Below are 21,704 nucleotides of genomic sequence, written 5' to 3'. Positions count from 1 at the left end.
TGCTGCCTTCTTCTAGCTGTAAGATTTCACCCATTCTTCTGATGATATATAAATGGCAGTTCAATCTTGCATCATGTTAAGATAAAACGGGTAATGATTTGTATGGAGGGAAGGCAATGGATTATTTGTATAATTGGTGGTATTGGTTTTTAGATCTTCCTTGGATTGATATAGGAATTGCGTTTGCTATATTTTTGCTTATTTTTATTTTCCGCAAAATTTTTACAGCCTATCTGTTTCGATTCGTGATGCGGTTTGCAAAGAAATCGCCGACCGATATATTTACGAATATGCTCGTTGCTTTTGAAAAGCCGATTCGCTTTTTTATCGGCGTGCTGGGAATTTATTTGGCGATTTTATACTTGCCTATTCCACGTGAACAATTAGGTTTAATTAATACTATATACAGGTCCATTATTATTGTTTGTGTAGGATGGGGGTTGTTTAATTTTGTTTCGACATCTTCGAGTTTGTTTGATAAAATTTCTCAAAAGATGGAAGACGGCGAAGACAGCATGCTTATTCCCTTTTTATCGAAGTTACTGCGTTTTGTCATTATCGCGTTAACCATTACAGTAGTGGCATACGAATGGGATTATGACATTAATGGATTTATTGCAGGGTTAGGTCTTGGCGGACTTGCTTTTGCGCTTGCTGCTCAAGATACACTCAGCAACTTTTTTGGTGGTATTATCATCGTCACGGAACGTCCGTTTAAAAATGGCGATTGGATTGCAACACCGACAGTCGAAGGGATTGTAGAGGATATTTCTTTTCGCAGTACGAAAGTGCGCACGTTTGAAGATTCCCTTGTAACCGTGCCGAACCGAACGTTAGCACATGAAGCGATTACGAACTGGTCAGAAATGGACAAGCGTTTAATTAGTTTTACCGTCGGTGTGGAGTATGCTACTTCAAGGAAAAAACTAGAGCGCGTAGTAGAAAGAATCGAAGACATGCTGCAAGAGCATGAAGACATAGACAAAGAGCTTATTATTGTGAAATTAAATGAAATGGGTGCTTCTTCCTACAATATATTTTTATACTTTTTCACCAAAACAACTGCATGGGTGGAATGGTTTGACATCAAGCAGAAAATGAACCTTGAAGTGATTAAAATTTTAGAAGAAGAAGAAGTCAACATTGCTTTCCCATCAAGGTCAATGTATGTGGAAAGATATCCAGAAGACTTTTACGCAGCACTTGAAGAAAACCATCAGAAGAAGACAACTAGAAAAGAAACAGTGGATGAATAACAGGTTCGACATTTCTGTGAATTCTTCTCACAAACCGGTAGATATTTTTAGAAGAACTATTTATAATAGGGTAGGCTTAAAGATCGTAAGAAAAACTCGGGGAATACTGTTAACCGACTTATTTTTAATGCTATACAGTGTAAAAAGGAGAAGATGATGATGGAACAACAGGAAACGATTTCGTTGTTCAAAAGCTTATCCGTTCATAAAGTACTAGAGCTCGTCCATCTTTTAGAACACTATGAAAGTGATGTATTCATGGAAAAAAAGAATACAGCAGCCAATGGAAAAAGTGTACTTGGCATGATGTCCGTATTTACAACCATTCGAATCGGCGACAAAGTTCATATGCGTGCAAAAGGGGCAGACTCTGATAAAGTGTGTTCGGCGGTACATTCTTTTCTTCAGGACGCCGGGGCAGAAGAAGATGTTCTCGGTTATTGGGAGGAAGAAGGCGTTGAAACTGTTGAAAAAGCAATGACGGCTTCCTTGAACCAATGGTCTCCGGATGTTCGGCATGTTGCAAAATCTTATTTAAAAACAACTCGTCATTAACGAAAAGCTGTTTCAGTAGCTGATTAATTCGATCAGCTAGTTGAAATGGCTTTTTTGTGTATTAAGAAAACGTTGTTTATGCGGCCCCCCTTACACGATATCAATCAAATTTTTCCAAGAAATATGCTTGTTATGTTGGCCTAACTGTCCGATATAATAGAGGAACTTGTTATTCGTAAAGCATAGAACCAAAAGTTCAGAAGGTGATACTTTTGCGATACACATTAACACAACATATCGAGCAGGGGGATAAATTAGCACGCCATATTTATGCCAGCGACGGCCGCATTTTATTAAATGCAGGCGTTCCTCTTACTGTTGGTTTAATCTCTAAATTACATCATATGGGGGTGCAGGCTGTTTATTTAGAAGAAGAAGCACTGAGTGATGTCACCATAGAAGAAGTGGTTACTGAAAAAACGAGAAGAACAACAGTTTCCAAGCTGGCCGAATCCTTTCAATATGTACAAAGCGGCGGCGACTTAGATGTGAAAGCGATAAATAAATCGGTATATGCTTTAATGGACGAAATCCTATTAAACAGTAATATTCTTTTAAACTTAACAGATATTCGAACAACCGATAACGCGTTATATATGCATTCAGTGAATGTTTGTATTATGGCTGTATTAACCGGAACGAAAATGGGGTTAGACCGTACAAAACTGCAAGAACTTGCAGTTGGCGCCCTGCTGCATGATATCGGAAAGATTCTTCCGGGAAGCAGAAGTTTAGATCAGCATCATTCTTGGATTGGTTTCAATTTTTTAAGAAAAAACAAAGAAATAAGCACGCTTTCCTCCCACATTGCGCTTGCACACCATGAGCATATCAACGGAAGCGGCCTGCCGCGGGGAATGAAAGAAAAAGATATTCACTTACTTGCCAGAATTACAGCTGTGGCTAACTATTATGATAATCTCGTAAATGGTGGTGGAGATTATAAAGAACCGCTGCGTCCTTTTGAAGCGTGTGAACATCTTTTAGGTTTTACCAATCAACGGTTTTCTTTTAATGTAGTCTGGAAGTTTTTACGAACCATTGCATTTTATCCAACCGGAAGCCAGGTGAAATTGACAACAGGTGAGGCAGGAATCGTCATCAGTCAGCACAAAGGTCTGCCCCAGCGCCCGGTCGTACGGGTATTTAAAGCCTATTCCAATCAAGGAAGAGATTATGATATTACCGACCTTGACCTTACAGAACATACAACTGTATTCATCCAAACGGGTGTCGAGTAGTTCATGGATCTCGTACTTCTTTTTTTAAAAAAGATAGAAAAATGTCGTTTGCCGTGGACAGCGGCAAATTTTTTTTATGGGCAATACCTAAAGTTAAAACAATCGGCGGATCAAAAGGAATCGCAACCAAATTTTCATCTGAACGAATCACCATATTTAAAAATACAGTAACTCCAAAGTTTCTTTCAGTTAATGATTTGGCCATCGAGATTTGATTTGTTTCAAAAGCAATTTGAGGACTTTTCCCCGCTAACTCTGCAGCCCGGTCAATTACTTTTCGCTGGTAGTATCCTTCTTTAAATAAAATTAAAGATTCATTTGCAATCTTTTCTAAAGAAATGGAGGAGCTAGAAGCAAGAGGATGAGAAGGAGGTACGACCAACATTAGCGGTTCCTGCAAAAAAGGGTGAATATCAAGCATCTCCGAGACTTCATCGACTACCACTGTTCCCATTTCCAGATTTCCTTCTAAAATTTCTTTTTCTATAGCAGTTGTGCCTGCTTCGTATATGTCTATTTCCATGTCTGGATGCTTTTCTTTAAAGAGAGACAGTTTGTCGGGAAAATAATACGACCCTACCATCGAGGGAATGCCAATTTGAACGGTGCCGCGTATTCCCTCTTTTATTTCTTCTAATTCTTTTTTTGTTTGGTTTATTTTTTGACGGATTTCTAACGCATGCTTTTTTAATACGCTTCCTTCCATTGTCAACCGCACGCTTCGTTTTTCACGAATGAAAAGGCGCAGACCTATTTCATCTTCAAGATTTTGAATAGATTTTGTAATCGAAGGCTGTGCGATTCGAAGTTCAGCAGCAGCTTTCGTAAAACTTTCGTGTTCGGTAACGGTCAAAAAGTAGATAAGTTGTTTAATATTCATTCTCTTCCCTCCTTAAATAACAAAAAGTTATCGATTTAATAATTATTATATATTTTATTTATGAAAAAATCACTGGTAACATAAATGGCATAACTCCATGATAGAAAGAAGGCCATTTGTCATGATCGATGTTAAAACAAAGACATTTTGGAAAGCAACGGCAGCATTAGGGGCTTCGTCTCTCCTCATATTTGCAAATATGTATTTTCCACAACCGCTCTTGCCGTTGTTTACAGAAGAATTTGGAATTTCCGAAACCGTGTCCAGTTTAACGATCTCTGTTTCTCTATTCGTGTTAGGAATCAGCTTTTTTCTATACACAGCTCTTTCTGATGCGTTTGGCAGAAGAAATATAATATTTATCGCAATGGTGCTTGGCACGCTTGGAACATTAGCGATTAGTATGGCTCCAACCTTTGAGTGGCTATTGGCAGCAAGAATTTTTCAAGCGGCAGCTCTTGCTGGAATTCCCGTGGCAGCAATGGCTTACATTAGCGAAGAGTATAAGATGAAAGCGATGACTGTTGCTGTAGGGATCTATATTAGCTGTAACAGTGTAGGAGGCATGGGCGGCAGAGTGCTAAGCGGGGTTTTGACAGACGTTTGGGACTGGCGAAGTGCCTTTGTTGTGATGGCCAGTGTCAGTTTTGTGTTGTTTTTTATCGTTTATCTTTTTTTGCCTCGATCCAAGCAATTTAAATCTAGACCATTTCAATTAAAAGAAGTGCTCGCCGATAATAAAGAGCACCTGGCCAATCCTGTGATGCGTTATGCCTATATTATAGGCGGGCTTCATTTTCTCGTGTTTATCGGCATTTTTAACTTTATAACTTATTACCTTAGCGGGGAACCGTTTCACGTCTCTACAGCGGTGCTGGGCTTATTGTTTCTTACGTATGGAGCAGGCACTGTCAGTTCAACGTTAGCAGGCAAAGCAGCACAAAAATGGCAGCAAACATCTTGTATTTTTATTGGAATTGGTCTTATGGCTCTTGCCCTGCTGTTATCGTTTATTCCTTCTTTTCCCGTTGTTATCATAGCGCTCTTAGTGCTTAGCTTTGGATTCTTTTTTGCTCATTCTAGTTCGAGTTCCTGGGTGACAAGGCATGCAAAAAAAGCAAAAGCAAGTGCATCAGGCTTGTATTTAACTTCGTACTATTTAGGAGGAAGCTTAGGCAGTTTTTATTACGGGTGGTTATGGCCGCAGTTTGGCTGGCCGGGTGTAGCAGCTGGTTCTCTTTTCCTTCTAAGCGTCACTTTTGTTTGTACAAAAGGAATGGCAAGAATGGAGGCAGGAGAAAAACAAGCAGTACAAGAATATGCCAAAACGGCTGATCAAAATGGATAATAAGATATGTTGAATATCCCCTGAGACTAAAGGCTTATTTTATTAAAAAGAACGTTATGAAGGTGTGAAAATAGGAATAGAAAGGTAATACATTATTATAAGCCGATGATCGCCCTGAAAACTTTTAGCGAAGTAATGGGGGAAAAACTATGATGAAAAAGATTTTGGTATTGCTTTTTATTATTGGAATGTTAACCAGTTGCATGGCCGAAGAAGAAGATAATACGCTGCCGGTAAAACAAGCTGAAAAAGCTGTTAAACTTGTCGAAGAGAAACAGCCGCCTAGTGAGGTAAAAAGTGCAGCGGAGACAAAGGAAGGCGCTGAGGTATTTAATGAGCTGATTGCCCCGCTGCATGAAGAAATAGACATTTCTTACTTGAAAGAAGAGAAAAGCGATGTAGAAGAACGATTAGGAAGACCAGATGAAACCGGCTGGTTTGAAGGCGGAGAATTTTTAAGATATGGTGCTATTACATTTTTCTTTCACCCAAATACAAACGATGTAGAGTCCATTGCTGTAGAAACAAGCAAGACGGCGTTTGATCAAGAAAAAGCTGAAGAGGTGCTCGGTACTTCAGATAATAGGTTCTGGAACGAGATGGACAATTTATGGTCAGAAACCTATGAATTTGAAGATGGAAAAATTACTGTAGAAAAAGTATCAGAAGAGGCCAGTCAGATCTCTTATATATGGTTTGAAAGTAGAAAATAAGAATAGAAAAAGATCTCCAGATGCTGATGTCTGGAGATTTTTATTTGTGAGTGGCAGGTAGAAAAACTGGATTCAAGAGGAGAAGCGCTGGATGCAAGGGGGAAAAGTGCTGGGACAAGAAGGAAGCACTGAACTAACGAAGGAAGAGCTGAATCAAGTGGAAGAAGAGCTGAACCAATCGACGGAAGCGCTGAATAGAAGAAGAAAAGCGCTGAATGAATCGAAAAAAGAACTGAATGGAAGGGAAGAAGCGCTGAAGAAAAAGGGGAAAGTGCTGAAACAAGAAGGAAGCACTGAACTAACGAAGGAAGAACCTAATCTTTTCCACAACGATACCATTACCTTATCACTTCTGTAACATAACAGATAGAAATCAATAAAATGTGTTTCTCTGGTTAAACGTATGAAAAGCCGTTATATCAGTAAAAATATTTTCTGAATATTAAAACTTATATAAAACACTAACTTTTTTCCAAATTTATGTTGCATAACAGCGACTTCTGTTATATTATAATTAATAACAAAACAAACTGTATTAAAACAGTTTTAAACAGAAAGGGATAAGCTGGAAAGGGGCTGGCTGAATCTCTTCACTTTTACTATTACAAAGGAGATGAGAAACATGGGAAATATTCAAGAAGAAGCTAAAAAATTGCAAGAACAGTGGGAAACAGAGGACAGATGGATTGGCATTGAACGCCCTTACTCCGCTGAGGAAGTAGTAAAACTAAGAGGATCGTTGCAAATTGAACATACATTAGCAAAAACAGGTGCAAGAAAGCTTTGGGACCTGCTTCACAGCGAACCATATGTTAACTCTTTGGGGGCTTTAACTGGAAACCAGGCGGTGCAGCAAGTAAAAGCAGGTTTGAAAGCGATTTACTTAAGCGGCTGGCAGGTAGCAGCTGATGCCAATCTTTCCGGGCAGATGTATCCGGACCAAAGCCTTTATCCTTCAAACAGTGTACCGAACGTAGTAAAACGAATTAACCAGGCGCTGCAGCGTGCCGATCAAATTCAGCATATGGAAGGCAGCGGTGATACAGATTACTTTGCTCCGATTGTGGCGGATGCTGAAGCAGGGTTTGGCGGTCAGTTAAACGTCTTTGAACTTATGAAAAGCATGATAGAAGCTGGAGCGTCTGGAGTTCACTTTGAAGACCAGCTCGCTTCTGAGAAAAAATGCGGTCACTTGGGTGGAAAAGTACTTGTACCAACCCAAACAGCAGTAAGAAATCTAATTTCAGCGAGGCTTGCAGCTGATGTTAGCGGTACAGACACTATATTGTTAGCTAGAACAGATGCGGATGCAGCTGATCTTATCACAAGTGATATCGACCCAGTTGACCATGAATTTATTACGGGAGAAAGAACAGACGAAGGGTTCTATCGTACCAAAGCAGGCATGGACCAAGCGATTGCCCGCGGACTTGCGTATGCTCCTTATGCAGATCTTATCTGGTGCGAAACATCAAAACCAGACCTTGAAGAAGCAAAGCGTTTTGCTGATGCTATTCATGCGAAGTTCCCTGGAAAAATGCTTGCTTATAATTGTTCTCCTTCCTTTAACTGGCAGGCAAATCTGGACCAAGAAACGATTGAAAACTTCCAAAAAGAAATCGGTAAAATGGGTTATAAATTCCAATTTGTTACACTAGCAGGCTTCCATGCCTTAAACCACAGCATGTTTGAATTGGCACGCGGTTATAAGGAACGCGGCATGGGTGCTTACTCCGAACTTCAGCAAGCTGAGTTTGCAAGCGAAGCTGATGGCTATACAGCTACTCGTCACCAGCGCGAAGTTGGAACTGGTTACTTTGACGAAGTTTCTCAAGTAATCTCAGGCGGTACCTCTTCTACAACAGCAATGAAGGGGTCAACAGAAACCGCTCAATTCCAAAAAACAACTCAATCCTAAATAAAATGGGGCTGTTTTGGCAATGATTCGATGTCAAAACAGCCCCATATTAAGTTTCGTTATTCAAATGTCTATTTATCTATTATCTGCTTTTTTATAATGTAACCTTACTTTTTCTTTAGCTTCCGAACGGTTTAATAAAAAATAAAAGCCAGCAGCTGTTATAACTACAAGAATCGCACTGTATCCGAACATATGAGAAAAGCCGGTTATGGATACTACAATACCTAAAATATATGAACCTACCGCAATTCCTGAGTCATATAACATGAAAAACGTTGCTGTGGCATGACCGTTTCTTGAATCAGGCGCATACTGAACCGCTAAAGATAAGACGCAAGGCAGAATTGTTCCATATCCTACCCCAATAAGCGCAGCAGCTAAAAGAAATAATAATCCAGATTCAGCTATGCTTAATATAATTAACCCGCAGGAAAAAATAAAGAGACAGGGCAGGATTACAATTTTAGGCCCGCGCTGGTCAAATAAACGGCCGAGAAAAGGTCGAAAAGCCAGCATGGTCACTGCAAATACGAGAAAGAAATAACTAGACATATGACCTAATCCGATATTGGATGCATATACAGAAATAAAGGAAACAATACCAGCGTAAGCAAAAGCGACTAGACTGCTTATAAGAGAAATCGGCATTGCACGAAATTCAAAAAAGTTATCAAGGGACAGCTTTCTTTTCTGAAAAGATTCCTTTGGTTTTTCTGTTTCCGGAACGTTAACAAAAAACGTACATAAAACGCCTATAATCATAAAAATACTAAGAATAATAAACAAATGGTAAAAGGACATAAATTGGATGAGAGTCAATCCTATGAATGGACCAGCAACAACAGCTAGATTCATAGCCATTGTAAAATAGCCTAATCCTTCCCCGCGGCGCTCTGCGGGCAATGCATCTGCAGCAATAGCTGCTGTAGCGGTTGTAGCAATTCCAAAAGACAAACCGTGGATAAAGCGAAGGAGGATAAGAGCAGTAAAACCTTCTACCCACATATATCCAAAAGTTGTGATCGTAAACAAAAGAACGCTGATTTTTAATACTTTGCCTTTCCCGGCTCTCTCAAGCAAGTTCCCCGAAAACGGGCGGATCAAAATAGCCGTTAACAGCATCGATGTTACAATTAAGCCGCCTTGGGCTTCCGTACCTTTTAAATCATTAACAACATAGAGAGGGAGCGTTGTTAATAATGTATAAAAAATGACAAACACAATGAAGTGCACAAATGATATGCTAAAAAAATCTTTCGTCCAAATCTTTTGTGAAGAAGTAGTCATTTCATTCGTCACTCCTTTTCGTTCCCAATTTTTCTAATAGGTGATAAAGCTGGTCTTGTTCACTGTTTGATATGTGAGCAACGAACTGCTGTTCAAATTGTTTAATGGTCTTCATGACGTCAGGCAATTTTTCTTTTGCCTCTTCGGTTAAAACGACAATACGTTCCCGTTTGTCTTTACCTGGCTTACGGTGAATCCACCCGCTCGTTTCCATTCTCGCAAGTGTGCGTGTCATCGTCGGTGCTTCCACTTTTAAGTATTGCCAGATATCAGTTTGCGACATTGGACCTTTTTGACTGAGCACATACAAAATGGTCCATTGAGACGTATATAAGTCATGTTTTTGCAGATGTTCATTTAACTCTTTTGATAGTAGCCGGACTTTTTGATTTAACAAGTGAAATAATGCGCTTGTATCCATATATTGGCATCCTCCGATATTTACCCAGGTAAATAATTAACACCTTTACGATTATAGAGGTGTTGTAAACTAAAGTAAAGCCTGTTATATCAGTGGTAAGGCTTACATAGAGGTCATGCAGCCAAAAAAACCGCTCTTTGAAACAAGCGGACTGTTTAACATACTAGTAAGGTTATGAGTTGAAAATATGGGAGGCTGCTTCTGGGAAATCAATAATAGGATTGCGGTTTCCCTGTATTTCATAAGCTGCTTGATTGCGGTGTTTTTCATAAACAGAGACGGGGAACTGTTCGTGCCAGCATAGCAAAAGATCTATGTGTATCTGTTTGTAATAAGAGCGCTCAATCTTATTGGGATATCTTAATAAAAAATAAAGCATGGCTCTTGAAACGGCACCTTTTGCATATTCAGGCTCAAACCATTCATTCTCCGCTTTGCCGCAGCCGCTTGTTACTTTTTGAGCTCTTGTTTTTTCTGGGTCATAGTCTTTAAAATCATAATAAGGGAAATTACTTCGTATCGAATTGCAGACAGGGTCACAGGTGAACAAATGATGAATATCCCCGCGCATCGGTTCTTCTCTTTGAAACCAAGACTGCGGGACGACGTGCTCGCAATTAAATTTAAAGTTATTTTCTATGTTTATGACTTGATTTTTTAAAGAATAGTTATTTAGAGAGGATTGTTTTTCCAGCTCTTGTTTTCGCTTGAAAGCTGTCTCAAAATCTGCTTTGATCACATCTTCAGCCCGCCTGTTTTCTCCAGAGTAAATACTTGTTAACGTGCCATCTGGTTGTAAATCCACCCAAGGATACACGTATTCCGTCGGATTGTAGTTCACCTTGTTTATATGTGTTTTTGTAATAAGGTCATGTAATGATTGAATTACTTTCTCACTTGGCTGTGTTTCAAAGTCTATATGTTTAAAATATTCTTTTTTGGCAAGTCTGTCTTTTTCTTCGTTATAATACTCTTGCTTTTCTTTTTGCAGTTTTGTCTTTGTTCTGGAAACCCGGAATAATATATTATCCAACCGAAGGCGGTCTTTTGCCATCGGAAAAAGGAATTTTTGGTACATGGAAGTAAACCCTCCAACATTATTTTTTTAATATTTCACGATCGTTCCTCTCTTGGACGGGGCGGTGGTTGTCAGGAAAAATTTGTTGAAAACCTTGAATTTGCTCTTTTGACATTTCCATTGGTTGTTCAAAGATAATCCAACGTACTTCTTCTGTACATGGAGGGGTGGTTAAAGAGCCATTATAGTGAAAAGAGTTCTGTTCTTCTGGGAGAAGAGCTTGTAAGTCAATAGGTTCATCCATTGTAATATTATCGTTCTCAGAACCAGGCAAGTTTTTCCAGGCCTCAGACAGCTCTTTATGCTCCTCGCCTTCTTGAAGCATTACACCCATCACAGCTAGTTTACTGTTTTGATCTTCGTGGACGAGGTGCAGCTCCATATCATATTTTTCACCATTAAACTGATGCTCACTTGGAGTGTGAAAATGAAATTGGGAAAGTTCATATTCGTTTTCGTTGACCACTAAGCTGTTCACTTTGGATGGGCTTTTTGCTTGAACGGTATGCCCGTTATTAACAAGCGTAAACGAAGCGGTGTCATAATTGATTTTCATACTTTCTATGTTTTGGTCTTCTTCGGTTACTTGAGAAAATTCAATATCAATAGGGGATTGCTCACTGCCATCAACACAAGCTGCATAATCGGGGTCTAAATCACCCCAGTTCTCCGGCCCGGTATCTCCTTTATAAGACCACTCACCAGAGCTGTACTGGCTTTCTTCTTCGTTTGGGGTTTTTGTTTCTTTTGTGCTTTCTTGGCAGCCTGCAATCGGAAAAATGAAGGAAGCGGCTAAAAATGGATAAATGAGTTTTTTTGACATTTGCAGCATTTTCCTCTCTTATCTTATTATGTACTAAATACAATACAAGATGAAGAAGGAAGAGCAAATATGAGAAATACAAAAATAATAAAAACAGTGAGATCGTACTAAAAGGAAAGGGCTGGATTAGAGATAGGCATATCATATAAAATGAGCGTGTCTTGAGAAGTAATGAATGTTTATGAAAAGCAGGAAGGCTGCCTTGTTTCAAGACAGCCCTACGAGTTAGATTGGAAGTTTTTCATCAGCTAATAAAATACCATCTTCATCGACATACACCCAGGCTCCAGGCTTCCATTCAACATTAGCAAATCGGAGCAAAACCGCGCTTTCCCCTTCTCCTTTTTTAATTGATTTAAAAGGGTTCGTGCCTATTGCTCGGATTCCCACCGGCATCTCGTTGATTTCTCCTGAATCGCGGATGCAGCCATTGATGATGACGCCAGCGAGGTTTCTTTCTTTGGCAATGGCTGCAAGATTATCCCCCATAAGAGCGCAGCGCTTTGAGCCGCCGCCGTCTACTACGAGCACGCTGGCTTCTGGAATAGATTCGAGTGCTTTTTTTACCAGTACATTGTCTTCAAGCACCTTTACCGTGTGGATCGGTCCAAAGAATGAAGGTTTTTGTCCGAAGGATTGAAACAAAGGATCAGCTAAAAGAACCTTCTCATTATGTACGTCACAAATGTCTGCTGTTAACCCCATGTATTTGCCTCCTTTTCTATGTCTCTCCTTACATTTATTCGACATTATCCGGTTATTTCCTCTGTGAAATAACACAGAATGGTTTCCTTCTCCGGCCTCCTATGATAATCTATTGAAGAGAATGGATAAGGAGGCACTAGAACATGAACCAAATGGATGCAAATGAGATTATTAAATTTATTTCTGAAAGTGAAAAATCAACTCCGGTTAAAGTACATATTAAGGGAGATCAGCTAGAAAACATCGGATTCGGAAATGAGACGAAATCTTTTATTACGGGTACTACAGGTGTACTGTTTGGAGAATGGAATGATATTAAAAAAGCAATCGATGAACACGAAGATAAAATTGAAGACTACGTGGTCGAAAATGACCGCCGCAATTCTGCTATTCCGCTTCTTGACTTAAAAGATATCCCGGCGCGTATTGAACCGGGCGCGATTATCCGCGACCAAGTAGAAATCGGCAAAAATGCTGTTATTATGATGGGAGCTTCCATTAACATTGGGTCTGTCGTTGGCGAAAATACAATGATTGATATGAATGTGGTTATGGGAGGCCGAGCTACAGTAGGTAAAAACTGTCACATTGGTGCTGGTACTGTACTTGCAGGTGTTATTGAGCCGCCGTCTGCTCAGCCGGTTATTGTGGAAGACGGTGTTGTAGTTGGTGCAAACTGCGTTATTCTAGAAGGAGTTACTGTTGGAGAAGGTTCTGTTGTAGCAGCCGGCGCGATCGTGACAGAAGATGTTCCTCCAAATACAGTAGTAGCTGGAACACCGGCTCGCGTCATTAAAGAAATCGATGACCAAACGAAAGGTAAAACGGAAATGAAGCAAGAGCTTCGCCGTTTAAATGAAGAATAATATCCACAGGTTGAAGAATACAATGTAGTAGAAGAAAAGATGGAGACTGCCCGGCGCTTGTTGTTGGGCAGTCTTCCTTCTATCTATTTAAAACAAAACGTTCTTAATGGAAGGGAAGTAGAAAAAATGAACTGGATGGAGCTCGACCAGGAATATATGATGCCCACCTACAACCGTCTCCCGATTACGGTAGCCAAAGGGGAAGGCAATTATATTATAGATGAGAACGGCAAAGAATATTTGGATCTGTTTACCGGACTTGCGGTTAACATCTTAGGACATTCCCATCCCTATTTGATGAAAAAATTAGAAGAGCAGTCCAGGCAATTTTTGCATGTGTCTAATTTTTTCTTAAATAAGCCTGCCATTACACTGGCTCATCGTTTAATTGAACATTCTGTACAAGGAAAGGTGTATTTTGGAAATTCTGGGGCGGAGGCAACAGAGGCAGCTGTGAAACTAATTCACAAGTGGACCGCTTCTCAAGAGGAAACACGACAAGGAATTGTTGTGTTAAAAAACAGCTTTCACGGACGAACGCTCGGCGTCATTCGTTTAACTCGCCAGCCTGGAATTTATCAGGATTATCCCGCCGCGGATTATCCTGTGTATGAAACAGAGGCAGAGAATTTGATAGCACTTGAAGAAGTTTTGAAAGAAAAGAAGCCGGCCGCTCTTTTAATGGAGCCGGTGTTGGGTTCCGGCGGTATTATGCCTTTGTCGAACACATTTTTACAAGAAGCGGAGAAGCTGTGCCGGCAATATAATGTCTTGTTATGTATGGATGAAATCCAAACCGGCATGGGGCGTACGGGAACATTGTTTGCTTATCAGCATGCCGGAGTGGAACCTGATATTATTTTGTTTGCCAAAGGAATTGGAGGCGGTCTGCCGCTTGGCGGATTGATTGCCAAAACGGGCTTAGATGAACTTTTTCAGCCAGGCGATCATGGTACTACATTTGGACCTTCTCCATTAAGTGCTGCACTTGGAAACGCGGTGCTTGACGTATTAATGGAACAAAACGGTTTGGAACATGGAAGGGAAAATGCGGAGTATTTGCTTAATCAGCTAGAGGACTTGCAAGTTCGGAGTGATAACAAAATAAAAGAAATTAGAGGAGCTGGCATGATGCTTGGTGTTCTTCTCGATGCAAGCGGAGAAGAGGTGAAATACTTGCAGCAGCAGCTCCTAAAGAGAGGATTTATGGTCAATATTACGCAAGGCACAATTATACGTCTGCTGCCGCCTTTAACATTGAAAAAAGAAGAAACCGATGCGTTCATTCTTGCCCTTGAAGAAGAACTGGCGGCAAGAAGAGGAGGCGTGAAGACAACGTGAATAAAGAACAGCTTGTAAACATTCGCAGAGAACTTCATCAAATACCAGAACCAGGATTCGAGGAATTTAAAACTCAGCAGTATGTAAAAGAAAAAATTGCTGGAATGCCTCAGGATTTTCTTACCATAGAAGAATGGAAAACCGGACTTTTTGTGTTTGTCAAAGGCTTTGAGGGCCATAAAACACTTGGGTATCGCACGGATATGGATGGCCTTCCTATAGAGGAAAACACGTCTTATTCCTTTCGGTCACAGCACGAAGGGATGATGCATGCTTGCGGTCATGATCTTCATATGACAATTGCACTCGGTATCCTGGAGCATTTTGCGCATAATCAGCCAAAAGATCATTTATTATTTCTGTTTCAGCCAGCAGAAGAAGGGCCTGGGGGCGCGAAACCAATGCTTGCTTCAGACGCATTCCAACGGTTTAAGCCCGATGAAATGTATGCCCTTCATATCGCACCTGAATATCCTGCAGGTACGATTGCAACCAAACCAGGGCTTCTTTTTGCCAATACATCAGAGCTGTTCATTGATTTGAAAGGAAAAGGGGGACATGCGGCTTTTCCTCATACAGCAAACGACATGGTAGTTGCAGCGAGCCATCTTGTAAGCCAGCTGCAAACGATTGTCGGTCGAAATGTAGATCCTCTTGACTCAGCTGTGGTGACGATTGGAAAAATCAGCGGAGGAACGAAGCAAAATATTATTGCGGAAACGGCACGTCTTGAAGGAACGATCCGAACGCTTTCTATAGACAGCATGGAAAAAGTCAAACAACGCATTCGTTCACTGATAGGCGGGATTGAAAGCGGGTTTGATTGTGAAGCTTTCATTGATTGGGGTGCTAACTATTGCCAGGTATATAATAATGAAGAGCTTACCCAGTCATTCATGGATTTTAGCAGAGAACGACGGGAAGTGGAGCTGGTCGAATGCAGCGAAGCGATGACTGGAGAGGATTTTGGCTACTTTTTAGAAGATACACCAGGGGTGATGTTCTGGCTAGGGGCTGATACGCCATACGGGCTTCACGATGCACGGATTGAACCGAGTGAAGCAGCGATCTTTACAGCTGTTTCACACATGATTGCCTTTTTTTCAAAAAATCAATAAACCAGGGCTTTCTGTTTCCGAATTTCCTCTTCCAAAAATTAATTCTTTAAGTGTGGTATAATAAAAAGAGGAACAAGAAAGGGATGGGTTTATGGCTTATTATAATGGCAAAAAAGAAGCGCCGCCTGAAGTGGAAACAAAAGTCTGGTCATGTACGAATGCCGATTGTGCAGGGTGGATGAGAGAAAATTTTACGTTTGAAAGTGAGCCCAGTTGTCCTTTGTGCGAGTCTGAAATGAAAAAAGACACAAAAACATTGCCGCAGATAAATTAAGAAAAGGAAAAAGCCGTCCTAAGCTGGACGGCTTTTTCGTTTGGTCTATGAAATGAATAGACAATAGTTCTGTAATAAATCCATTTCGTTATCGTTGAAACGTCGTGCTTATAACCTGACGAACAAGGTATCCGCAAAGCGTCTCAAAGTTAATGAAAATCTGCTAGCAGCAGATTTCTGTCAAGTTTATGCGTTTTGTTTCTTTTCTACATAGACCTGATGAGGGAACGGGATCTCAATACCGTTTGCGTCCAGTGCTTCTTTGCATGCTTTACGCAATTTCCGCTCGATTCCCCATTGCTCCATATTTTCTGTTTTTCCTAAAATACGAATCACCACATCAGAATCACCTAACGTCTGTACCCCAAGCACGTCTGGTCCTTCTTTAATAGCTGGTTCCTCCGCAGCCATTTTGTCGCACACATCTTGTAAAACAGTAATCGCTTCATCCACACGGTCATCATAAGAAATACTGATATCGACCATGGCTCTCATATTTCCTCTTGAATGATTGTTAACCGTACTGATTTCCCGGTTTGGAACAAAGTGAAGGGTGCCGTCAAATCCACGAATCTGGGTTGTGCGAAGCCCTACTTCTTCTACAACACCATCCACCCCGGCAACGGAGACGTAATCTTCCACATCAATCTGTTTTTCAAGCAATATGAAAAAGCCTGTAACAACGTCGCTGACCAGACCCTGTGCACCAAAGCCGACTGCTAGTCCGATAATACCTGCACTGGCGATAATAGAGGCAATTGGCAATCCGAAAATGCCGACGATAATAGTAATGAAAATAAATATTAAAACATAGGAAAATACATTAATACTCAGCTTTAAAAGTGTTTGCACCCTGCCTGGGTGCATGTTCCGCTGTTCCTGCATTTTAGAAAAACTGCGGTTAATTATGTTTTTTCCAATTGCTCTAGCAATAAAAAAACCAATAATGGCGAGCAGGATTTGTAAAATAAAGAGAACCGTTCCGCCTATAAAGGTTCCCCAAAAAGCATTTTCCATCATTTGTTCCATATAAACACTCTCCTATTAACCGATTATCACCATGCCATATTCCCTCTTTATTCAGAACAGAACACGATAATTTTCAACTTTCGAGCACAAGTATAACACAGCAAAAAAACAGCTTCGAGCAGATTGTTTTACATGCTTGTCATTATTTTGTACGCTTTATATGGAGGATGAGAAATAAAGACCCTTTATTCTCAATATTTATTAAGAACTTTTTTAAGAAAAAATGGTTTTTATTCTGTGGATAAGGGTAATGCTATATGTGGAAAGTTTATAATTATGAGCTTTTATTTAAATTAATTACAATATAATATTGACTTTAATTTGAAGCTCATATTATAATACAAATGGTCATTTAAAAAAAGAACATTCATTTAAAGGAGTGGAAGTAAATGAGCGAAAAGCGCATGGTAGCTAAACAAGCCCCACGTTTTGAAATGGACGCTGTAATGCCAAATAAAGAATTCGGTAAAGTAAGTCTGGAAGACATTATGAAAGAGGACAAGTGGACAGTACTCTTCTTTTATCCAATGGATTTCACTTTCGTATGCCCTACAGAAATCACTGCGATGAGTGATCGTTACGATGAATTTGAAGATCTTGATGCAGAAGTAATCGGAGTATCCACTGATACAATCCACACTCATAAAGCTTGGATTAATACATCCCGTGATGATAATGGTCTTGGCGACCTTGAATATCCGTTAGCAGCAGATACGAACCATCAAGTTTCTGAAGACTTTGGTGTTCTTATTGAAGATGAAGGCGTTGCACTTCGCGGACTATTCATCATCAGCCCTGAAGGAGAGCTTATGTATTCCGTTGTAAATCACAACAACATCGGCCGCGATGTAGACGAAACTCTTCGCGTGCTTCAAGCTCTTCAAACTGGCGGACTTTGCCCTGCAAACTGGAAACCAGGTCAAGAAACTTTAAGTGTATAATAACGAATGAAGAAAGATCGAGGTCTAGCAGCAATGTTAGACCTTTTTCTTTCATTAATAAAACAGCATCAAACAAATGGCGACATTCGCTGTATATGTTTGACGAAAGTTACGTTTTTGTCATATTGACAAGATATTTTTCTCTTTTTATAGAATACATTGTAAGGAATACAGGACAGAGGAGGAAAACAGACAATGGCACTGAAATTAAGATCAGAAATGCCTGAAATTACTGGAGCTACCACTTGGTATAACGGCGAAGTAACAAAAGATGACTTAATTGGCGATAAACCAACATTAATCCATTTTTGGTCAGTCAGCTGCGGATTGTGCAAAGAAGCTATGCCAAAGGTCAATGAATTTCGGGACGAATACAAAGAAGACTTAAATGTTATTGCAGTACACATGCCTCGTTCCGAAAAAGACCTTGATCTTGATCAAATTAAAGAAGTAGCCGATGAGCATGGGATTACCCAGCCAATATTTGTTGATAATCAACATAAATTGACCGATGCTTTTGAAAATGAATACGTACCAGCTTATTATGTGTTTGACTCCGATGGAACACTGCGTCATTTTCAAGCAGGCGGAGGCGGCATGAAAATGCTTACGAAACGAGTGAACCGTGTACTGGGACGCAATGAAAAAAAATAACGAATCATTTTAGCTGCGGGAAGAACCTGCAGCTTATTTTAATTCCACTATATACATCTACACCGTTCATATATGTGATGGACGTGTATATATGAAAATAGTAAATCGAATCGGGCACTGGGCGCAGCATCCTGTTAAAACCTTTAAGACAAGATCCCTTTCAGCTGTTGACCATCTAATTCTTCACCATAGTGGTGTTTCTTCTGGCACTCCTGCATCGTATGCACAGTATCACGTTCACACGAATAATTGGCCGGGCATTGGGTACCACTATGTCATTCAGCCAGAAGGGACTATTTATAAATGTCAACAGCTAACTACGATTTCTTATCATACTGGCAATTTCAACACAAAGACAGTTGGCATTTGTTTGTCTGGTGATTTTTCTCATTCCACTCCCCCAAAGCCGCAGTTATCGGCAGCCTATGAGCTTGTAAGGCAATTAATGTTAACATTAAGGATTTCAGAAAATAACGTTCTCGGTCATAGAGAGTGTAAGGGACATGAAACAAATATATGTCCAGGTTTTAGCATGTCAGCATTTCGTAGCAACATCAGCGACGACGTTTCAAAAAAAAGAACTCGTCCTCTTCTAAAAAGGGGAGCTGCCGGGCACTATGTTCGAGAACTACAGAAAAGGTTAAAGGAAAAAAACGTTTCCCCCGGAGGAATAGATGGGATATTTGGTACACAAACCGAACAAGCTGTTCGTATATTTCAAAAAAGAAAAAACTTGCAAGTAGATGGGATAGCAGGTCCTAACACGTGGGAGATGCTGTTACAATAATGTTTTGCGCATGGTGTTAGAATCAGTTAAAATGATACAATAAAGAGCAGCTGGCACATTGAAACAACGGAGGAGAAATCGATGAAAAAGCAATTTGCTGTAATCGGGCTAGGGCGTTTTGGAGGCAGTATATGTAAATCACTGGCTTCAGAAGGTATGGACGTGCTGGCTATTGATTCAGATGAAGACAAAGTAAATGAATTTGCACCTATCGTCACGCAAGCAGTGATTGCTGACAGTACCGATGAAAAAGCACTGCGAAGCCTCGGTATTCGAAACTTTGACCACGTGATTGTGGCGATCGGAGATAACATTTTAGCGAGCATTTTAACAACACTTATTCTTGAAGAAATGAATGTGAAACATATTACCGTTAAGGCTCAAAACGACTATCATGAAAAAGTATTAGCTCGTCTAGGAGCAGATGAGATTGTCCATCCGGAAAGAGATATCGGAGTGCGAATTGCTCACAATGTGGTGTCTAAAAATGTTCTTGATTATCTAGAACTTTCTGATGAGTATAGTATCGTAGAGCTTGCAGCTGGCCGTACCATAGACGGAGAAACTATCATTGACCTTGATCTGCGTTCAAAGTATGGCTGTAACATATTAGCGATCAAACGAAATGATGATATTCGTGTTTCACCGAGACCAGAAGAAGTAATTAAAGACGGAGATGTCTTAATTGTAATCGGTGCGGATAATGATATAAACCGCCTGGAAAATCACTGGATTGATGCAACCTAAGATAAAACAGGCCGGCATAGAAATGACTATGCCGGCCTGTTTTGTTGATTATACTTCCATGATGATAGGAAGGATCATCGGTTTTCTTTTTGTTTTGTCATATAAATATGGCGAGAGCTGCTCGATTATTTCATTTTTAATTTCGGACCACTGTGTTGTTCTTCGTTTCATCACTTCATCAAGATGTTTAGTCAGCCGAGCCTGGGCATCGTTGATTAAGTCACTTGACTCTCTCATGTATACAAATCCTCTAGAAATAATATCCGGTCCAGCAGAGACTTTAAAGTTTTTCATATCTATGCTTACAACAACAACAACAAGACCTTCTTCTGAAAGAATGCGGCGGTCGCGCAGCACGATATTCCCGATATCTCCGATTCCATTTCCGTCAACATAAACCGATCCGGATGGAATTTTTCCTACTACTGCAGCACTTTTTCTCGTTAAAGCTAATACTTCTCCATTTTCCATAATAAATGAATTTTCTAATGGAATGCCGCAGTCTTTCCCTAGAACGGTGTGCATTTTTAACATCCGGTATTCACCGTGAATTGGCATAAAGTACTTTGGTTTCATCAGGCGAAGCATTAACTTTTGTTCCTCTTGGCCACCATGTCCGGAAGTATGGATGTTATTTAGTGAACCGTGAATCACGTTTGCCCCGGCTCTGAATAATTGATTTATAATTTTATTTACGGATAGCGTGTTTCCTGGAATAGGAGAACTCGAAAACACTACAGTGTCTCCTGGAATAATTTGGATCTGCCGGTGTGTACCGTGGGCAATTCTAGATAACGCAGCCATTGGCTCGCCCTGGCTGCCTGTGCATAATATCGCCGCTTGGTCATCAGGAATCCGGTTTAATTGGGAAGGTTCTACAAATGTTCCTTTTGGCGCTTTAATATATCCCAATTCCTGTCCAATCGTAATCGCAGACTCCATACTTCTTCCGAACACTGCAATTTTACGCCCATCCCTGACAGCTGCTTCGACGGCTTGCTGCAGTCTGTAAATATTGGAAGCGAATGTAGCAAAGATCAGCCGGCCTTCCGCTTGACGAAGAATGTTATCGATGCTTTTACCGACTTTTCGTTCAGACATTGTAAATCCAGGTACTTCGCTGTTCGTACTGTCAGATAAAAGGCAAAGTACACCTTCTTCACCGATCTGAGCCATTTTTGATAAATTCGCTGGTTCACCAACTGGTGTGAAATCAAATTTGAAATCACCAGTATGAACAATATTCCCTTCCGGCGTATTTACCACAATACCTAGTGAATCTGGAATACTGTGGGTTGTCCGGAAAAAAGAAATTTTTGTTTTTTTAAATTTAATTTCTTGGTCTTCTCTCACTACATTTAATTTGGCACGTCGAAGAAGTCCGTGTTCTTCGAGTTTACCCTTTAATAGACCGACGGCAAGCTTTCCGCCATAAATCGGTACGTTTACTTCACGGAGCAGATAGGGGATGCCGCCAATGTGATCTTCGTGTCCGTGAGTAATGAAAAGGCCTTTAATTTTTTCTTTATTACGGACGAGGTAGGTATAATCAGGTATAACGTAATCAATCCCGAGAAGTTCGTCTTCTGGAAACATAATTCCGGCATCGATGAGAATAATCTCATCTTGATATTGTATGGCGTACGTATTTTTACCGATTTCGCCTAAACCTCCGAGGGCGAAAACCGCAACTTGATGTTTTTTTATCTGTTTCATTCT

Annotated in this window: 23 protein-coding genes; 15 read left to right on the top strand and 8 right to left on the bottom strand. The window is 40.3% G+C overall.

Annotation, left to right across the window (positions count from 1 at the left end):
- Window positions 1-116: 116 nt before the first annotated feature.
- The 3 genes from FZF09_RS05425 (at window position 117) to FZF09_RS05415 (ending at window position 3,052) form a co-directional block, all read left to right on the top strand.
- Window positions 117-1,256 (top strand): mechanosensitive ion channel family protein, encoded by a 1,140-nt coding sequence (locus FZF09_RS05425; protein WP_158735556.1) that lies wholly within the window; start codon window positions 117-119, stop codon window positions 1,254-1,256.
- A 153-nt stretch (window positions 1,257-1,409) separates the two neighbouring features.
- Window positions 1,410-1,811: an HPr family phosphocarrier protein gene (locus FZF09_RS05420; protein WP_158735555.1), complete on the top strand. Its 402-nt coding sequence runs from the start codon at window positions 1,410-1,412 to the stop codon at window positions 1,809-1,811.
- Between the two features lie 212 nt (window positions 1,812-2,023).
- Entirely contained in the window at window positions 2,024-3,052 is a 1,029-nt protein-coding gene (locus tag FZF09_RS05415) for an HD-GYP domain-containing protein (protein ID WP_158735554.1), read from the top strand.
- Between the two features lies 1 nt (window position 3,053).
- On the opposite strand, the gene FZF09_RS05410 is transcribed toward FZF09_RS05415, so the two are convergent.
- Window positions 3,054-3,932: a LysR family transcriptional regulator gene (locus FZF09_RS05410; RefSeq protein ID WP_158735553.1), complete on the bottom strand. Its 879-nt coding sequence runs from the start codon at window positions 3,930-3,932 to the stop codon at window positions 3,054-3,056.
- Between the two features lie 121 nt (window positions 3,933-4,053).
- Here FZF09_RS05410 and FZF09_RS05405 point away from each other — a divergent pair, with 121 nt between their 5' ends.
- From FZF09_RS05405 to aceA, 4 genes are all read left to right on the top strand, one after another.
- The gene (locus FZF09_RS05405) at window positions 4,054-5,280 is read left to right on the top strand and encodes an MFS transporter (protein WP_158735552.1); all 1,227 of its coding nucleotides are present in this window, start codon (window positions 4,054-4,056) and stop codon (window positions 5,278-5,280) included.
- Between the two features lie 149 nt (window positions 5,281-5,429).
- Window positions 5,430-5,993: a hypothetical protein gene (locus FZF09_RS05400; protein ID WP_158735551.1), complete on the top strand. Its 564-nt coding sequence runs from the start codon at window positions 5,430-5,432 to the stop codon at window positions 5,991-5,993.
- A gap of 91 nt (window positions 5,994-6,084) precedes the next feature.
- Window positions 6,085-6,351 (top strand): hypothetical protein, encoded by a 267-nt coding sequence (locus FZF09_RS05395; RefSeq protein WP_158735550.1) that lies wholly within the window; start codon window positions 6,085-6,087, stop codon window positions 6,349-6,351.
- A 264-nt stretch (window positions 6,352-6,615) separates the two neighbouring features.
- Window positions 6,616-7,911: an isocitrate lyase gene (aceA, locus tag FZF09_RS05390; RefSeq protein WP_158735549.1), complete on the top strand. Its 1,296-nt coding sequence runs from the start codon at window positions 6,616-6,618 to the stop codon at window positions 7,909-7,911.
- A gap of 75 nt (window positions 7,912-7,986) precedes the next feature.
- On the opposite strand, the gene FZF09_RS05385 is transcribed toward aceA, so the two are convergent.
- The 5 genes from FZF09_RS05385 to rraA form a co-directional block, all read right to left on the bottom strand.
- Window positions 7,987-9,201, bottom strand: a complete 1,215-nt coding sequence (locus tag FZF09_RS05385; protein ID WP_158735548.1) for an MFS transporter — start codon at window positions 9,199-9,201, stop codon at window positions 7,987-7,989.
- A gap of 1 nt (window position 9,202) precedes the next feature.
- On the bottom strand, window positions 9,203-9,622 hold the full coding sequence (locus FZF09_RS05380) for a MarR family winged helix-turn-helix transcriptional regulator (protein WP_158735547.1): 420 nt from the start codon (window positions 9,620-9,622) through the stop codon (window positions 9,203-9,205).
- A gap of 172 nt (window positions 9,623-9,794) precedes the next feature.
- Window positions 9,795-10,700: an endonuclease I family protein gene (locus FZF09_RS05375; protein WP_158735546.1), complete on the bottom strand. Its 906-nt coding sequence runs from the start codon at window positions 10,698-10,700 to the stop codon at window positions 9,795-9,797.
- Between the two features lie 19 nt (window positions 10,701-10,719).
- Window positions 10,720-11,523 carry a carbonic anhydrase gene (locus FZF09_RS05370; protein ID WP_158735545.1) on the bottom strand — a complete coding sequence of 268 codons (804 nt, stop codon included), beginning with the start codon at window positions 11,521-11,523 and terminating at the stop codon, window positions 10,720-10,722.
- Between the two features lie 225 nt (window positions 11,524-11,748).
- Entirely contained in the window at window positions 11,749-12,228 is a 480-nt protein-coding gene (gene rraA, locus FZF09_RS05365) for a ribonuclease E activity regulator RraA (RefSeq protein ID WP_158735544.1), read from the bottom strand.
- Between the two features lie 143 nt (window positions 12,229-12,371).
- Between rraA and dapD the strand changes: the two genes are divergently transcribed.
- The 4 genes from dapD to FZF09_RS05345 all read left to right on the top strand — a co-directional run bounded on the left by dapD (window position 12,372) and on the right by FZF09_RS05345 (window position 15,827).
- A complete protein-coding gene (gene dapD, locus FZF09_RS05360) occupies window positions 12,372-13,094 on the top strand; it encodes a 2,3,4,5-tetrahydropyridine-2,6-dicarboxylate N-acetyltransferase (protein ID WP_158735543.1) in 723 nt (240 codons plus the stop codon).
- Between the two features lie 126 nt (window positions 13,095-13,220).
- Window positions 13,221-14,435, top strand: coding sequence for an aspartate aminotransferase family protein (locus tag FZF09_RS05355; RefSeq protein ID WP_158735697.1), 1,215 nt, complete (start codon window positions 13,221-13,223; stop codon window positions 14,433-14,435).
- The gene (locus FZF09_RS05350) at window positions 14,432-15,553 is read left to right on the top strand and encodes an N-acetyldiaminopimelate deacetylase (protein WP_158735542.1); all 1,122 of its coding nucleotides are present in this window, start codon (window positions 14,432-14,434) and stop codon (window positions 15,551-15,553) included. Before FZF09_RS05355 ends, FZF09_RS05350 begins: the two co-directional genes overlap by 4 nt.
- Window positions 15,554-15,644: 91 nt before the next feature.
- Complete coding sequence (locus tag FZF09_RS05345; protein WP_158735541.1) at window positions 15,645-15,827, top strand: cold-shock protein; 183 nt, start codon at window positions 15,645-15,647, stop codon at window positions 15,825-15,827.
- A gap of 186 nt (window positions 15,828-16,013) precedes the next feature.
- Here the strand turns inward: FZF09_RS05345 and FZF09_RS05340 are convergent, their stop codons facing one another.
- Window positions 16,014-16,856 carry a mechanosensitive ion channel family protein gene (locus tag FZF09_RS05340; protein WP_158735540.1) on the bottom strand — a complete coding sequence of 281 codons (843 nt, stop codon included), beginning with the start codon at window positions 16,854-16,856 and terminating at the stop codon, window positions 16,014-16,016.
- Window positions 16,857-17,245: 389 nt separating this feature from the next.
- Between FZF09_RS05340 and FZF09_RS05335 the strand changes: the two genes are divergently transcribed.
- From FZF09_RS05335 to FZF09_RS05320, 4 genes are all read left to right on the top strand, one after another.
- Window positions 17,246-17,797 (top strand): peroxiredoxin, encoded by a 552-nt coding sequence (locus tag FZF09_RS05335; RefSeq protein ID WP_158735539.1) that lies wholly within the window; start codon window positions 17,246-17,248, stop codon window positions 17,795-17,797.
- Between the two features lie 195 nt (window positions 17,798-17,992).
- Window positions 17,993-18,451: a TlpA disulfide reductase family protein gene (locus tag FZF09_RS05330; protein ID WP_304503052.1), complete on the top strand. Its 459-nt coding sequence runs from the start codon at window positions 17,993-17,995 to the stop codon at window positions 18,449-18,451.
- A gap of 91 nt (window positions 18,452-18,542) precedes the next feature.
- Window positions 18,543-19,238, top strand: coding sequence for a peptidoglycan recognition protein family protein (locus FZF09_RS05325; protein ID WP_158735538.1), 696 nt, complete (start codon window positions 18,543-18,545; stop codon window positions 19,236-19,238).
- Window positions 19,239-19,319: 81 nt separating this feature from the next.
- Window positions 19,320-19,985, top strand: coding sequence for a potassium channel family protein (locus FZF09_RS05320; protein ID WP_158735537.1), 666 nt, complete (start codon window positions 19,320-19,322; stop codon window positions 19,983-19,985).
- 48 nt (window positions 19,986-20,033) lie between these two features.
- Here the strand turns inward: FZF09_RS05320 and rnjA are convergent, their stop codons facing one another.
- Window positions 20,034-21,701, bottom strand: coding sequence for a ribonuclease J1 (gene rnjA / locus FZF09_RS05315; protein WP_158735536.1), 1,668 nt, complete (start codon window positions 21,699-21,701; stop codon window positions 20,034-20,036).
- Window positions 21,702-21,704 lie beyond the last annotated feature (3 nt).

Origin of the sequence: Alteribacillus sp. YIM 98480 (assembly GCF_009765375.1) — a bacterium.
Taxonomy (GTDB): Bacteria; Bacillota; Bacilli; order Bacillales; family Marinococcaceae; genus Alteribacillus.
The sequence above is the reverse complement of the archived record's forward strand: the minus strand, read 5'-3'. Positions and strand labels throughout refer to the sequence as shown.

What these genes read in the sequence shown, in the direction of transcription:
- FZF09_RS05425 (WP_158735556.1), top strand. Translation starts at nt 117, where the DNA reads ATGGATTATTTGTATAATTGGTGGTATTGGTTTTTAGATCTTCCTTGG.
- FZF09_RS05420 (WP_158735555.1), top strand. Translation starts at nt 1,410, where the DNA reads ATGATGATGGAACAACAGGAAACGATTTCGTTGTTCAAAAGCTTATCC.
- FZF09_RS05410 (WP_158735553.1), bottom strand. Translation starts at nt 3,932, where the DNA reads ATGAATATTAAACAACTTATCTACTTTTTGACCGTTACCGAACACGAA.
- FZF09_RS05405 (WP_158735552.1), top strand. Translation starts at nt 4,054, where the DNA reads ATGATCGATGTTAAAACAAAGACATTTTGGAAAGCAACGGCAGCATTA.
- FZF09_RS05400 (WP_158735551.1), top strand. Translation starts at nt 5,430, where the DNA reads ATGATGAAAAAGATTTTGGTATTGCTTTTTATTATTGGAATGTTAACC.
- FZF09_RS05395 (WP_158735550.1), top strand. Translation starts at nt 6,085, where the DNA reads ATGCAAGGGGGAAAAGTGCTGGGACAAGAAGGAAGCACTGAACTAACG.
- aceA (WP_158735549.1), top strand. Translation starts at nt 6,616, where the DNA reads ATGGGAAATATTCAAGAAGAAGCTAAAAAATTGCAAGAACAGTGGGAA.
- FZF09_RS05385 (WP_158735548.1), bottom strand. Translation starts at nt 9,201, where the DNA reads ATGACTACTTCTTCACAAAAGATTTGGACGAAAGATTTTTTTAGCATA.
- FZF09_RS05380 (WP_158735547.1), bottom strand. Translation starts at nt 9,622, where the DNA reads ATGGATACAAGCGCATTATTTCACTTGTTAAATCAAAAAGTCCGGCTA.
- FZF09_RS05375 (WP_158735546.1), bottom strand. Translation starts at nt 10,700, where the DNA reads ATGTACCAAAAATTCCTTTTTCCGATGGCAAAAGACCGCCTTCGGTTG.
- FZF09_RS05370 (WP_158735545.1), bottom strand. Translation starts at nt 11,523, where the DNA reads ATGTCAAAAAAACTCATTTATCCATTTTTAGCCGCTTCCTTCATTTTT.
- rraA (WP_158735544.1), bottom strand. Translation starts at nt 12,228, where the DNA reads ATGGGGTTAACAGCAGACATTTGTGACGTACATAATGAGAAGGTTCTT.
- dapD (WP_158735543.1), top strand. Translation starts at nt 12,372, where the DNA reads ATGAACCAAATGGATGCAAATGAGATTATTAAATTTATTTCTGAAAGT.
- FZF09_RS05355 (WP_158735697.1), top strand. Translation starts at nt 13,221, where the DNA reads ATGAACTGGATGGAGCTCGACCAGGAATATATGATGCCCACCTACAAC.
- FZF09_RS05345 (WP_158735541.1), top strand. Translation starts at nt 15,645, where the DNA reads ATGGCTTATTATAATGGCAAAAAAGAAGCGCCGCCTGAAGTGGAAACA.
- FZF09_RS05340 (WP_158735540.1), bottom strand. Translation starts at nt 16,856, where the DNA reads ATGGAACAAATGATGGAAAATGCTTTTTGGGGAACCTTTATAGGCGGA.
- FZF09_RS05335 (WP_158735539.1), top strand. Translation starts at nt 17,246, where the DNA reads ATGAGCGAAAAGCGCATGGTAGCTAAACAAGCCCCACGTTTTGAAATG.
- FZF09_RS05330 (WP_304503052.1), top strand. Translation starts at nt 17,993, where the DNA reads ATGGCACTGAAATTAAGATCAGAAATGCCTGAAATTACTGGAGCTACC.
- FZF09_RS05325 (WP_158735538.1), top strand. Translation starts at nt 18,543, where the DNA reads ATGAAAATAGTAAATCGAATCGGGCACTGGGCGCAGCATCCTGTTAAA.
- FZF09_RS05320 (WP_158735537.1), top strand. Translation starts at nt 19,320, where the DNA reads ATGAAAAAGCAATTTGCTGTAATCGGGCTAGGGCGTTTTGGAGGCAGT.
- rnjA (WP_158735536.1), bottom strand. Translation starts at nt 21,701, where the DNA reads ATGAAACAGATAAAAAAACATCAAGTTGCGGTTTTCGCCCTCGGAGGT.